Raw genomic sequence first — 12656 nt, 5'->3', positions numbered from 1 at the left:
GTCTCCGCGCAGTCTCCGCGCAGTCGTCAGCGCAGTCGTCAGCGCACCAGTCCCAGCCGCCGTCCGATCGCCACCGCCTGGGTGCGGCTGCGCGCGCCCAGCTTGGCGTTGATGTTGCGCAGGTGCGAGCGCACCGTGTTCTCGGACACGAACAGCTTCTCGGCCATCGCGTTGTTGGAGTAGCCCTCGGCCAGCAGCTGCAACACGCGGATCTCGCCCCGGGTGAGCGGATCCGCGGGCGGCGCCTGCGCAGCTGGCGGCTCTTCTTCCGGCAGCGGCCCGAAGGCCTGCAGCAGCCGGTCCAGGTACTGCCCGAAGAGGGGCGATGCGCCCTGCGCCCGGCCAGCGACGGACTGCGCATGACGCTGCACCAGCAGCCCGGCGCCCGGGCCTTCGTCGACCACCAGCCGGATGAATCCTTCGGGCGCCGCCTGCGCCAGGACCTCGCCGATGGCGGCCAGTGCCGCCGCCTCGCTTCCCGAGCGCAGCAGCGCCATGGCGCGCAGCAGCCGCAGCTTCAGCACGCGGCGCAGCCGGTTTGCCGACAGCGCGGTGGCGATCTCCCGCTCGAGCCCGGCCAGCGCGCGCTCGGCCTCCGCGCCCGAGCCCGCCACCGCCTGGCGCAGCCGCGCGAGCGCCAGGTAGTCGGTGTCGTGCGCCAGCAGCCGCATCCGGTCCACCCGCTCCCACAGCCCGGGCGTGCCGGCCCGGTCCAGCTCCATCCCCGCGGCGCTGGCGTTCCCCTGCAGCATCAGCATCCGCGCCCGCTCCAGCCGCGCGCTGGCGACCACGCGCGGCAGCGTCTTGCGGTGCCCCAGGTACTCCAGTTCGGTGAGCAGGTGCAGCGCCTGGTCGACGTCGCCGCGATGGAACAGCAGACGCGACAGCAGCACGTGTCCGAGGATCATCTGGTCGGGCAGAGCGATGTCGCGGATCAGCGGCACGTAGATGTGCAGCAGGTGCGCAGCCTGGTCCAGCTCGCCGGCCTCGTAAAGCGTGCTCGCGTACAGCACGCTGGCCATCGCGTTGCTGTTGGCGTGGGTGCCCGGCAGCCTGCGCGTCCCGGTCACTGCGAGGTGGAAGCGCGCCGTCGCCTGGCGCAGCCGCCCCTCCATCAGGTCGATGATCCCCTCCACCGACTCCGAGTACATCATCCCGAACGCGCTGGCTTCGCGTCCCTGCGCTGCGCGGGCCCGGTCGAGCAGGCGGCGCGCTTCCTCCTGGGGCCCGGTGACCGACAGCACCGATGCCATCGTGTTGATCAGCACGCCGTCCGCGAAGGGGCTCGACGAGGGCAGCCGGGCCAGGCAGGCCTGCCCAACGTCGCGCGCCTGCTCCATCTCGTCCATGTTCGCCAGCAGCACCGGCCGCAGCACCGCGAGCTGGGCGGCGATCCCGGGGTCGGTGGCATCGGCGGGGTCGATCCGGTCGAGCAGCGCGAAGGCCTCGGTGGGGCTGCGCGTGAAGGCCTGCGCCCAGGCGCGCGCCAGCTGCAGATCGGCCCGCCCGCGCAGCTGCTCCTCCGGCAGCGCATCGAACCAGCGCGACAGCAGCCGCATGCGGCCCTGGCCCAGCAGATCCTGCGCATGCCGGGACAGCAGCGCCGCTGCGCGCGAATGCTCGCCGCCTTCGAGCGCATGGTCGATCGCGGCGACGAAGCGGCCATTGGCTTCGTACCAGCGCGAGGCCGCGTCGTGCATCCGCGGCGCCTCGTCCGGCAGCTCGCGCGCGAGCCGGTCGCGCAGGAAGTCGGCGAACAGGCTGTGGTAACGGTACCAGCGCTCGGGGCGCTCCAGCCGGGTGAGCGGGATGTCCGCCGACTCCAGCGCGCGCAGCATCGCGTCGCTGTCGATTCCGGGCACCAGCGCGTCGCAGACCGGCGCGCCGAGGTGGCGCAGCACGCTGGTGCGCAGCAGGAAATCCCGCACCGCCGCCGGCTGCCGCGCCAGCACGTCGTCGGCGAGGTAGTCGGCCAGCGCGCGGTCGCTGCCCGAGAAGCGCTCGATGAAGGCCTCGCTGCCGGCGCCGCGGCCGATCGCAATCGACGCCAGGCGCAGAGCAGCGGGCCAGCCTTCGGTCTTGCGGTGCAGCGAGAACAGCTGCTCCGGCGGCAGCGGCGCGCCGCGCTGCAGGCTCAGGAACTCGGCGGTCTCCTCCAGCGTGAAGCGCAGCCCTTCGGCATCGACCTCGAGCAGATGGCCCTGGGCGCGCAGCCGGCCGAGCTGCAGGTCGGGGAGGTCGCGCGCGGCGATCACCAGCTGTCCGCGCCGCGGCAGTTGCTCGACGATCTTGCGCACCAGCCGCAGGACCGCGGTCTCCTGGATCGTCTCAAATTCGTCGAGGAACAGCGCGAAGGGCACATCGAGCGCGGTGAGGCGATCGATCGCCTGCAGCGCCGCGTCGCTGGCGGGCGGGCCGGAGTCGATGCGGCCGCCGGCGTCGGGCGCGGGGTCGTCCTGGGCGATCTGGCCGACGGCCGCCACCAGGTACTGCAGGAAGCGGGAGACGTCGTTGTCGCTGCTGTCCAGCGTGAGCCAGGCGGTGGCCACGTCGCGGCTGCGCAGCAGCGCGTGGTACTGGGCCAGCGCGGTGGTCTTGCCGAAGCCTGCCGGCGCGCGCACCAGGATCAGCCGCGCGGCGGCGGCGCCCTCGAACAGCTCGCGCAGGCCGTCGCGCCGCACCTGCACGGGCAGCGAAGGCGGGTCGAGCTTTGCCGACAGCAGGGGGCCGGCCGGCGGGCGCATTGGATTCATCGGTGCTGTCGCGGACGCCGCCGCGGGCGGTGACGGGCAGGGCAGGATGCGCGCATGCCGGGCGCGCAGGCGGGGACGACCGGTCCATTTTCGCATCGCCGCCAGCGGCGCCCGCCGCCCGCGGGTCCGGAAGCGGCGGCATGCGCCGCCTCGCTTGGTTACCATCGGACGCATCGACATCGACATCGACGCCACCGGCCGCCGCTCGCGCAGCGCAGGCCAGGGGCGCGCCAACCAACGCAAACAAGGAGCAACCCACATGCCGATCGATCTCGACTGCATTGGCCGCGAGGCCGGACCCGCCGAAGTGGCCTGGACCTCGCGCGACGCGATGCTCTACGCGATCGGCGTGGGTGCGGGGCAGGACGATGCGTTCGCCGAGTTGGCCTTCACCACCGAGAACACGGCCGGCGTCGCCTTGCGCATGCTGCCGGCCTATGCGGTGGTGGTGGTGCAGAACGCGGTCACCGCGCGGCCCGCCTTCGGCGACATCGACCGCACGAAACTGGTCCACGCGGAGCAGGGCTTCGTGCTGCACCGGCCGCTGCCGGTGGAGGGCCGCGCACGGGTCACCGGCAAGGTCACCGCCATCCAGGACAAGGGCTCCGGCGCGCTGGTCACGATGGACGCCGAAGTGGTCGACGCCGCCACCGGCGCACCGCTGGCCACCGCCACCTCGTCGGTGTTCATCCGCGGCGAGGGCGGCTTCGGCGGCGAGCGCACCCCGTCGCCGCCGTCGCGGATCCCCGAGCGCGCGCCGGACTTCGAGCGCGTGGTCGCCACGCGGCCCGACCAGGCGCTGCTCTACCGTCTCAGTGGCGACCGCAACCCGCTGCACAGCGACCCCGACTTCGCCGCGCGCGGCGGGTTCTCCCGGCCCATCCTGCACGGCATGTGCACCTACGGCATCACCGGCCGCATCCTGCTCAACCGGTTCTGCGACGGCGACCCCGACCGGCTGCGTTCGATGCAGGGCCGCTTCACCCGTCCGGTGCTCCCCGGCGACACGCTCAAGGTGCAGGCCTGGCAGGAGGCGGACGGAATCCGCTTCCGCACGCTGGCCGAGAACGGCCAGCCGGTGCTCGACCAGGGGCTGATCGGGCTGGCGCCATGAGGATCGCGCTGCTGTCGGACCTGCACCTGTCGGTGCAGGGGCTCGAGCATCCGCGCACCGATGCGGACGTGGTGGTGCTGGCCGGCGATCTGGCCCGCCCGGCCGCCGCGATGGCCTGGGCACGGCACTACGAGCAGCCCACGCTGTTCGTCGCCGGCAACCACGAGTTCTACGGCAGCGACCTGGTCACCACGCACGCGCTGCTGCGCGAACATGCGCAGGGCAGCACGGTGCGCGTGCTCGAGCGCAACGTCTGGGTGCACCAGGGGGTGCGCTTCCTGGGCTGCACGCTGTGGTCCGACCACCGGCTCTACGAGTCGCCCGAGCACAAGGAAACCGGCCTGCAGCAGGCGCTGGCCTTCAACCGCGACTACTCCCGCATCCGGCTCGCGCCGGACTTCGACCAGCCCTTCTCGCCGGCCGCATCGCAGCTGCTGTTCGACGCCTCGGTGGCCTGGCTGGAGGAGCAGTTCGCGCAGCCGCACGCGGGACCGACGGTGGTGGTTACCCACTTCGCGCCGGCGCGCGGCAGCATCAACCCGCGCTTCGCGGGCTCGCCGATCAACGCCTGCTTCGTGTCCGATCTCGAGGCGCAAATCCTGCGCTGGCAGCCTGCGCTCTGGCTGCATGGCCACATGCACGACAGCTCCGACTACCGCGTCGGCGCCACCCGCGTGGTGGCCAATCCGCGCGGCTACGCGCCCAAGGGCGAGATCGAGAACAAGGCCTTCGATCCGGAGCTGGTGCTGGAGGTGTGAACCGGGCTCAGTGGACCCCGCGGCCCTCGCCTGCCCAGTACTTCGCCCGCAGCGCCTTCTTGTCGGGCTTGCCCAGCGCGGTCACCGGCAGGCTCTCGGCGAAGTCCACCGTCTTGGGCGTGTAGACCGAGCCCTTGTGCTCGCGCACCAGCGCGGTCAGTTCCTCGGCCTGCACGCTGGCCCCCGGGCGCAGCACCACCACCGCTTTCACCGCCTCGCCCCACTTGTCGTCGGGCACGCCGATCACCGCCGCGGAAGACACCGCCGGGTGCATGGTCAGCACGTCCTCGACTTCCTTCGGGAAGACGTTGAAGCCGCCGCTGATGATCATGTCCTTCTTGCGGTCGACGATGTACAGGCGGCCCTGCTCGTCGGCGCGGGCCACGTCGCCGGTGTGCAGCCAGCCGCCGGCCATGGCTTCGGCGGTGAGCTCGGGCTGCTTCCAGTAGCCGGCCATCGCATGGCCGGCGCGCACGCAGATCTCGCCGGGCTCGCCCTGCTTCACCTCGTTGCCGGCGTCGTCGAGCAGCTTCACCTGGCAGGCGGCGGTGGGGAAGCCGCAGGCCGCCAGCAGCTCCGGGCGCTTCACATCGTGGTCGGCCTTGGGCAGCGAAGCGATCGGATAGCACTCGCTCTGGCCGTAGAGCTGCGAGAACACCGGGCCGATGTTCTCCAGCGCCTCGGCCAGCCGCGTTGGCGACATCGGCGAGGCGCCGTACAGCAGCAGCTCCAGCGAGGACAGGTCGAAGGACTTCAGCTTCGGGTGGTCGAGCAGCGCATAGACCATGGTCGGCACCATCAGCGTGAAATCGATGCGCTCGCGCTCGATGGTGGCCAGCACCCGCTCGGGGTCGAAGCCGCTCATCAGGTGCACGGTGCCGCCCTTGATCAGCGTGGGCATCACGTTGCTGCCGGCCACGTGGCTGATCGGCGCCACCGCCAGGTAGGCGGGCCGCCTGGGGAACTCGAACTCTGCCAGCACCGCGAGGTTCGACAGCGCCAGCGTCGCGCTGTCGCGGTAGGCGCCCTTGGAGCGTCCGGTGGTGCCGCCGGTGTAGTTGAGCGACGCGAGGTCGTCGGGGCGTGCCAGGTCGCGCGCGGTCTGCGCGCCGGCGTCGCGGGCCAGCGCCAGCAGGTCGCCGCCGCGCGCGCCGAGGTCAAGCGCGCCGCCGACGGTGAACACCTTGAGCTGCGGCAGGCGCGCGGCAAGATCGCCGGCCCGGTCGCGATAGACGCTCACGTCCGCCACCAGGGTGTCGACCCCGGCGTCCAGCAGCTGGAACTCATGGCTCTCCAGCGAGCCGATCGGGTGCAGCGGCGTCACCGCTGCGCCGAGCGACTGCGAGGCCAGGCCTGCGCACCAGCTGTCCCAGCGGTTTGCGCTGAGCAGCGCCACCACGCTGCCGCGGCCCACGCCGCGGGCGCTCATCGCCGCCTGCATGCGGGCGACGGTGTCCAGCGCCGCGGCGTAGCGGACGTCGGTGTCGCCGGAACGGAAGGCGACGCGATCGGGGAAGCGCGCCAGCGCGCGCAGCGCGATCGACGGATAGGTGGGGCCGGGCAGGGGTGCGGTCATCGTGGACTCCAGGGGGCGCGGCGCCAGGCCGCGCGGAACGTCGGTTGATCGTGGCCGGGCGGGGCGCGCCGACGGGTCAGGCAACCGCGCGACCCTGGCCGCCCCAGTACTTCGCGCGCAGCGCCTTCTTGTCTGGCTTGCCCAGGCCGGTGACCGGCAGGCCGTCGGCGAAATCGATGGTCTTGGGCGCCTGCACCGCGCCCTTGGCGTCGCGCACCAGCGCGATCAGCTCCTCGGCGCTCACGCTGGCCCCGGCGCGCAGCACCACCACCGCCTTCACCGCCTCGCCCCACTTGTCGTCGGGCACGCCGATCACCGCCGCGGCAGCCACCGCCGGGTGCGTGGTCAGCACGTCCTCCACTTCCTTCGGGTAGACGTTGAAGCCGCCGCTGATGATCATGTCCTTGGAGCGGTCGACGATGTAGAGGAAGCCGTCCTCGTCAGCGCGGGCCAGGTCGCCGGTGTAGAGCCAGCCATGGCGCATCGCCTTCGCGGTCTCCTCCGGCTTGTTCCAGTAGCCCTTCATCACCAGCGGGCCGCGCACGCAGATCTCGCCGACCTCGCCGGTGGGCACTTCCTTGCCGTCGTCGTCGAGCAGCCTCACCTGGCTGTCGTAGATGGGGCGCCCGCAGGACGCGAGCCGCTGCGGGAAGCGCTCCGGGTCGTGGTCGATCCGGCGCAGCACCGTCACCGCATTGGGCGCCTCGGACTGTCCGTAGAGCTGCATGAACACCGGCCCGAACACCTTCATTCCCTCGATCAGGCGGGCCGGCGACATCGGCGACGCGCCGTAGATGATGGTCTGCAGCGACGAGAGCTCCGCGCCCGCAAGCCCCGGGTGGTCGAGCAGCACGTAGATCATCGTCGGCACCAGGAAGGTGGCGGTGATCCGGTGCTTCTTCACCAGCGCGAAGAACTTGTCGGCATCGAAGCCCTTGTTCATCACGAAGGTGCCCGAGCGCATCATCACCGCGACGATCATCGCGCCCGCCGCGTGCGTGATCGGCGTCATCGCCAGGAAGCGTACTTCCTGCGGCCAGTCCCACTCGGAGAGCTCGGCCATCACCATCGACACGTGCACCCGCTGCGTGTGGATCACGCCCTTGGGCTTGCCGGTGGTGCCGCCAGTGTAGATCAGCGTGCAGAGGTCTTCGGGGCTCGCCTCGGCCACCAGCGGCAGGGGCTCGAAACGCGCGGCCTCGGCCAGGATGTCGTCGCCGAAGTCGTTGGGTCCCAGGCCGACCACCGTCCGCAGCGCAGGCAGCCGCGCCTTCAGCGCATGGGCGCGTTCGGAAAAGGTGCCAGGGTCGGCGACCAGCGTGGTGACGCCGGAGTCCTCGAGCAGGTAGGCATGGTCGTCCTCGGAGCCCAGCGGGTGCATCCAGGTGATGCGCATTCCCATCAGGTAGGACGCCGCCGTGCCCAGGAAGGCCTCGGGCCGGTTCGACGACAGCACCGCGATGGCGTCGCCCCGGCCCAGGCCACGGGCCTTGAGCGCCTGCACGAAGCGGCTGAGCAGCGCGCCGAACTCGCGGTAGGTGAACTGCTGTTCGTCCAGGATGAAGGCCACCCGGTCGCCGCCGCGCTGGATGGCGCGGATCAGCAGGTCGCCCATGTTGCAGGGCTGGTGGAAGGGGTCTGGGGCGGTCATCGGGGTTCTCTCCTGGGCAGAGCGTCTGCCGGGATTCTCCGATAGCTGGCCGGTCGAGGGGTTCCGGAAAGCCAAGTGTCGAAGGAGGCGCGGCCGGCTGCACCGAGTCGTGCATCTGCCGAGTGGCCAGAGCGGACCCGGCTTCCGTCATGACTTCGTGCTCAGCGCCACCCCGCCGCAGAAAACTGCATCGATTCCGTATCGCGCCGCAGGGTCACCTTGTTCTGCGACACAGCCAAGAACCAGGTCTGCCGCTCGGCATGGGGCCTGGGCCGGGCAAAGCCTGCGGGCGTGAGCAGCGCCAGGCACCAGGACGGCTGCGGATTGCGCACCGACCGATAGAGGATGCCGCCGGCATCGGCCTCGCGGGTCACGCGCGCGAACTGCTGCGTCGGCCCGTACTCGGTCGGATGCTGCCAGATCGCTGCATCGGCGCTGAACGGCGTGCGCTGCAGATCCACCACCGGGGCCGCAACCTCCACCCGGAAAGCCGTGTGCGCCACCGGCTCGATCCGCTCGAGGTCGACGGCGTCCTGCAGGAATCGCCAGCGCCAGTAGCCCAGTTCTGCGCCAGCAGTCCGGACCGATTCCGCGCCGTAGAAGACGCCGGGATCGGTGGCCGCTCGAAAGCGTGACCCGCCCCGCCTTGGGGGATAGCGAAAGGGCGTGGCCAACAGGTAGTCGAGGCCTGCCGTACCGCCTGGCTGCGCCGGCTTGCCAGATTCCAGCAGGGACTCGAGCAGGTCCTGTTCCTCGCGGTTGTCGACCAGCTTCATGGTGGCGGCAATGTGCTGCGACTCCACCATGCGCCAGACCTGGCCGCGCCAGGCAAACGCCTCAGACGAGACCGCGGGAGGCGTCCAGGTAGTGAACGACACGAACGAGCCCTTCGGTCTGACGGATCAGGTCGACCGGGCGGCCGTTTATGCGCCGGTTCTCACTGTTGAGCCATTTGCTCGCGCTGTGCTCGTCACCGACGATGCGTTGGAGTCGCGCGCGGGCGGGCCGCGCCCCCGCACGCCTGTGCTCACTTCCGCGCGCCAGCCTGCAGCGCCCGTCTAGCCTCGCCTTCGCGTCTCAGCGCCTCGATGCGCTCGGGGTCGATTCGCGCGTACACCTCGCGCCACGACTCGTCGTCGCTCCAGCGCCAGGGCGTCTGCACCGTCGTGCGGGGCAGGAAGGCGTGCTCGAGGAGGTCCAGCGCAAACCCCACGGTGGCGTGCTGCATCGCCGCGTCGTACGGTTTGCCGACCGGATTTCCGAGCGGAAAGTCCGTGAACAGGAAGCGGGCAACCCCGCACTCCTCGACGATGTCGCGCGCACTGCCCATGACGACGGTCGGGATGCCGCGCGACTCCAGGTACCGGCTGACCAGACTCACGGTCTGGTGGCAGACGGGTCAGAGCGCTGCGAGCAGGACGACGTCGACCCGGTCCTCGCGGCACATCGCCTCGATGGCGGGGGCGTCCTCGCGCAGCGTGCGCGACTGCGAGTATTCGGTCGGCACGCCGTAGAAGCGCGGGCCGGCGTCGGCGATCCGGCCCGCCTCGGCATGCGCCTTCAGGTGCCCGATCGGCAGGAAGGACTGCACGTCGCGGGTGTGCGTGCTCTCCTTGTCCCAGGAACGGTTTTCGGTGAGCAGGCGTTCAGGGACGCTGGAGGCGTCGCCCGCCCATACCCCGCTGCGCTCGAAGGGCTTCGGAAGCGCGGCCGGGTCGTCGTTCCAGGGGCTCGTGGTGGTGACCAGCGCTGCCCGGCACTCGGACAGCGGCCTGGCGAGCCGGGCGAACGGCGCGTCGGTGTGGTGCGCGTACTGGTACGGTCGCTCATAGCCGAGCGCGGCGTAGTAGGCCCGCGTCCGGTCGATGTAGCTGACGTGGGTTCGGTGCGTGACTCCCATCGGATTTCCTCCAGGGGTGCGGTGCGCAGGGGGGCGGCAGGTCGAAGATACGCCAACGCCGGCCGCCGCGGCATCTGCCCGGGCCGGCCGGGTGCGCGGCGGGCGAGCATCGGCGCCTGCCGATGAAACAGAGCGGAATCAGAGCGCGCGCAGAACGCGCAGCACGGTGGCGTCGTCAGGAACCGGTTCGGTCTTGAATCCGAGCTCCTGCGCCAGCGCGAGCATCGCGGTGTTCTCGGCGATCACGAAGCCCTCCATGAACGCGTAGCCATCGCTTTTCGCCCGGTCCACCAGGCTGGTCAGCAGCTCCCTGCCAAGACCGCTGTCGCGCCAGTCCTCGGCCACGGTGATCGCGAACTCACACGTCCTGTCCCTGGGTTCGCCTGCCTGCACGTATTGCGCGGCACCCACGATGTCGATCGCGTCGGCCGCCGGCGTCGTGGCCACGAACACGAAATCGAGCCCGGGCCGCGGATGCACCCCGCGCTGGAGGGCGGCCTCGTCGAGCCGCTTCTTGTACCTCATGAAGCGGAAGTAACGCGATTGGGCTGAGAGTCGCGCGAAGGCCTGGACGATCGCGGCTGCGTCGGCTTCGACGATCGCGCGCAAGGTCACCTCGCGGCCGTCACGCAGGGTGATCCCGCGCGGGCAACAGTTCGCCGTCACGTGCGTCTCAGGCGCGCCCGGCCTCAGCTCCCGAACGCGATTGCGCCCTTATCGTGCAGCCCCGCGATCCGTTCCGCGGAATACCCCAGCACCTCGCCCAGCACCTCGCGCGTGTGCTCGCCGATCCGCCAGGGCGCCGGCCCGGTCGGCTTCACCGGCCCGCCGTCCAGGTGGAAGGGCTGCGCGGTGATGCGCGCCTTGCCGCCGGCGCCGTGCGGCACGTCCTGGAAGAACTGACGCTGCGCGAGGTGCGGGTGGTCGATCATCTCCTCGGCCAGGGTCACCGGAGCCGCGGGCATGCGGGCCGCGCTGATGGCCGCCACCGCCTCTTCCACGCTGGCGTAGCCGCTCAGCCACTCGCGGATGATCTCCTCCAGCGCATCCCAGTGCACGCGGCGATCGCCGGGGGTCTGGAAGCGCGGATCGTCGGCCAGCTCGGGGCGGTTCATCAGCTTGAGCAGGCGCGGCCACATCGCCGCACCGCTGCCCAGCTGGGTGGCCACGTAGCGCTCGCCGATCTTGTGCACCACCATGCCGCGGCGCGGCCGGCGATCGACGCTGCCGCCGTTGAGAATGGCGCCGTAGTTGACGTCGTCCGCGGCGATCATGCATTCGAGCATCGACACGTCCACGTATGCGCCCTGGCCGGTGCGCAGCTTGCGGATCATCGCTGCGCAGATCGCGCCAAAAGCGTGGGCGCCTGCGAGCACGTCCGCGGCCTGCAGGTTGGAGGCGCGCGGCTCGAAGATGCCGCCGCGCTCGAGCTCCATCATTCCCGAGAAGGCGTTGATCAGGTGCGCGTACGCCTGCATCGAGGACAGCGGGCCCTTCTGGCCGAAGCCGGAGATGGAGCAGTAGACGATGCCGGGCTTGATCGCCGACAGGCTCGCGTAGTCGAGCTGGTACTTGGTCATCACGCCGGGGGCGAAGTTCTCCACCACGATGTCGGCTTTGGCGAGCAGATCGAGAATCACTTCGCGCGAGGCGGGGTTGGCCAGGTCGATGCCGACGCCGCGCTTGCCGGCGTTGATCCGGGAGAAGTACGCGCTCTGGTCGGTGCTGCCTTCCTGCAGCTGCTGGCCGACGTAGCGCACCTCGTCGCCTTCGCCCGGACGCTCGATCTTGATGACGTCCGCGCCAAGGTCCGCGAGCAGCCGGGTGCTGTAGGGACCCGCGAGCACGCGGGTGAAGTCGAGCACGGTGATCCCGGACAGGAGGGGCTCGGCAGCAGTTGCGGGATTGGGCATGGAGAACGGCTCGTGGAAGGATGATCAAGCCGTCGATTCTGTGCGTAGCGCCGCCCGCGCGGAACGCTGCCATGCTTGCGACCGGACCGGTTCGGTCCGTTTTTCCCGGGGAGGTGCGAGAATCCGCCGCGCCAGCCGCCGCGATTGCGGCCGGTGGCGCAACCCCGTCGCCGGGGATCAGCCGGCGCGACGGCGCCTGATCATCCCGAGCCCGGCCAGCCCAAGGCCCAGCAGGGCCAGCGAGGCCGGTTCCGGCACGGCCGTGGCCGTGTAGAACTGGAAGTATTCGTTGGTGTTGGTCGCCCCGTCTTCCTCGCGCACCGTGACCTTGTTGAAGGCGAGGTCGCTGGCGAAGCCGATGAACTTGCCCTGGGCGAAGGGCGCGGTGCTGGTGAACTGGGTGGAGCCGACATTCGTCGCGCCGTTGAAGAAGGTCAGCGTGAACACGCTGATCGCGCTGTCGTCGGCGTAGTTCATCGCGAACGCCGTCTGCGGCGACGCGAAGAGGATGTCGAAGTTCTCGTCGCCGCTGATGGCGTATTCCATGCCCGCCAGGGGCGACGCCGCCCAGTTGGTGTAGGTGGCGTTGGTGGTTGCCGGATTGCCCGTCCCGGAGGCCGTGTCGAGGGTGACGCTGCCGCCCGCGCTGACGATGTTCGCCGTCGTGAATGCAGTGTCCGGGAAAGCGACCGCCGTCAGGTTGAAGTCCGCGGGGTTGGTCGAGATGACGATGGCGGCGCTGGCCGTCGCGCTTGCAGCCATGGCCACGAGGCCGATCGCCGCATTTTTCAGGAAGCTCGAATTCACGCAGTATCTCCGGGGTAGGCACGTGCCGGAGCGCAGAAGAATCGCGCCCGACGAACTTGCTAGTGAAAGCAAGAAACGCGCCGACCTGCATCGATAGCCATTTAAGTTTCAATCATTCAATGACTTGCGAAAAATTGTTCGAGTCTCGTACCAGGATTTCCGGTGACGATGTAAAGCACGCCGA

The 12656-nt window shown here is 70.4% G+C and carries 12 protein-coding genes; 2 read left to right on the top strand and 10 right to left on the bottom strand.

Annotation, left to right across the window (positions count from 1 at the left end; genetic code table 11):
• Positions 1-38 precede the first annotated feature (38 nt).
• The gene (locus HNQ70_RS16655; protein ID WP_343060813.1) at positions 39-2753 is read right to left on the bottom strand and encodes a winged helix-turn-helix domain-containing protein; all 2715 of its coding nucleotides are present in this window, start codon (positions 2751-2753) and stop codon (positions 39-41) included.
• Between the two features lie 259 nt (positions 2754-3012).
• Between HNQ70_RS16655 and HNQ70_RS16650 the strand changes: the two genes are divergently transcribed.
• Positions 3013-3867 (top strand): MaoC family dehydratase, encoded by an 855-nt coding sequence (locus HNQ70_RS16650; protein ID WP_183969761.1) that lies wholly within the window; start codon positions 3013-3015, stop codon positions 3865-3867.
• Positions 3864-4625 (top strand): metallophosphoesterase, encoded by a 762-nt coding sequence (locus HNQ70_RS16645; RefSeq protein WP_183969759.1) that lies wholly within the window; start codon positions 3864-3866, stop codon positions 4623-4625. Before HNQ70_RS16650 ends, HNQ70_RS16645 begins: the two co-directional genes overlap by 4 nt.
• Positions 4626-4632: 7 nt before the next feature.
• On the opposite strand, the gene HNQ70_RS16640 is transcribed toward HNQ70_RS16645, so the two are convergent.
• The 9 genes from HNQ70_RS16640 to HNQ70_RS20550 all read right to left on the bottom strand — a co-directional run bounded on the left by HNQ70_RS16640 (position 4633) and on the right by HNQ70_RS20550 (position 12472).
• Complete coding sequence (locus tag HNQ70_RS16640; protein WP_183969757.1) at positions 4633-6201, bottom strand: AMP-binding protein; 1569 nt, start codon at positions 6199-6201, stop codon at positions 4633-4635.
• A gap of 76 nt (positions 6202-6277) precedes the next feature.
• Positions 6278-7852, bottom strand: a complete 1575-nt coding sequence (locus tag HNQ70_RS16635) for an AMP-binding protein (RefSeq protein WP_183969755.1) — start codon at positions 7850-7852, stop codon at positions 6278-6280.
• 161 nt (positions 7853-8013) lie between these two features.
• A complete protein-coding gene (locus tag HNQ70_RS16630) occupies positions 8014-8628 on the bottom strand; it encodes an RES family NAD+ phosphorylase (protein WP_246435015.1) in 615 nt (204 codons plus the stop codon).
• 61 nt (positions 8629-8689) lie between these two features.
• On the bottom strand, positions 8690-8833 hold the full coding sequence (locus HNQ70_RS20285; protein WP_425504384.1) for an MbcA/ParS/Xre antitoxin family protein: 144 nt from the start codon (positions 8831-8833) through the stop codon (positions 8690-8692).
• Between the two features lie 46 nt (positions 8834-8879).
• The gene (locus HNQ70_RS16620; protein ID WP_183969751.1) at positions 8880-9233 is read right to left on the bottom strand and encodes a hypothetical protein; all 354 of its coding nucleotides are present in this window, start codon (positions 9231-9233) and stop codon (positions 8880-8882) included.
• Between the two features lie 18 nt (positions 9234-9251).
• Complete coding sequence (locus HNQ70_RS16615) at positions 9252-9752, bottom strand: hypothetical protein (RefSeq protein WP_183969749.1); 501 nt, start codon at positions 9750-9752, stop codon at positions 9252-9254.
• 138 nt (positions 9753-9890) lie between these two features.
• Entirely contained in the window at positions 9891-10418 is a 528-nt protein-coding gene (locus HNQ70_RS16610; protein WP_183969747.1) for a GNAT family N-acetyltransferase, read from the bottom strand.
• A 23-nt stretch (positions 10419-10441) separates the two neighbouring features.
• Positions 10442-11665, bottom strand: coding sequence for a CaiB/BaiF CoA transferase family protein (locus HNQ70_RS16605; protein ID WP_183969745.1), 1224 nt, complete (start codon positions 11663-11665; stop codon positions 10442-10444).
• 177 nt (positions 11666-11842) lie between these two features.
• Positions 11843-12472: a PEP-CTERM sorting domain-containing protein gene (locus tag HNQ70_RS20550; protein ID WP_221302850.1), complete on the bottom strand. Its 630-nt coding sequence runs from the start codon at positions 12470-12472 to the stop codon at positions 11843-11845.
• Between the last annotated feature and the right edge of the window lie 184 nt (positions 12473-12656).

The sequence above is a fragment of the Quisquiliibacterium transsilvanicum genome (assembly GCF_014202215.1).
In the GTDB taxonomy this organism is placed as follows: Bacteria; Pseudomonadota; Gammaproteobacteria; order Burkholderiales; family Burkholderiaceae_E; genus Quisquiliibacterium; species Quisquiliibacterium transsilvanicum.
This window is presented reverse-complemented; position numbering and strand designations above follow the sequence as displayed.

Coding starts and splice junctions, on each gene's coding strand:
- HNQ70_RS16655 (WP_343060813.1), bottom strand. CDS start 2,753: ATGAATCCAATGCGCCCGCCGGCCGGCCCCCTGCTGTCGGCAAAGCTC.
- HNQ70_RS16650 (WP_183969761.1), top strand. CDS start 3,013: ATGCCGATCGATCTCGACTGCATTGGCCGCGAGGCCGGACCCGCCGAA.
- HNQ70_RS16645 (WP_183969759.1), top strand. CDS start 3,864: ATGAGGATCGCGCTGCTGTCGGACCTGCACCTGTCGGTGCAGGGGCTC.
- HNQ70_RS16640 (WP_183969757.1), bottom strand. CDS start 6,201: ATGACCGCACCCCTGCCCGGCCCCACCTATCCGTCGATCGCGCTGCGC.
- HNQ70_RS16635 (WP_183969755.1), bottom strand. CDS start 7,852: ATGACCGCCCCAGACCCCTTCCACCAGCCCTGCAACATGGGCGACCTG.
- HNQ70_RS16630 (WP_246435015.1), bottom strand. CDS start 8,628: ATGAAGCTGGTCGACAACCGCGAGGAACAGGACCTGCTCGAGTCCCTG.
- HNQ70_RS16615 (WP_183969749.1), bottom strand. CDS start 9,752: ATGGGAGTCACGCACCGAACCCACGTCAGCTACATCGACCGGACGCGG.
- HNQ70_RS16605 (WP_183969745.1), bottom strand. CDS start 11,665: ATGCCCAATCCCGCAACTGCTGCCGAGCCCCTCCTGTCCGGGATCACC.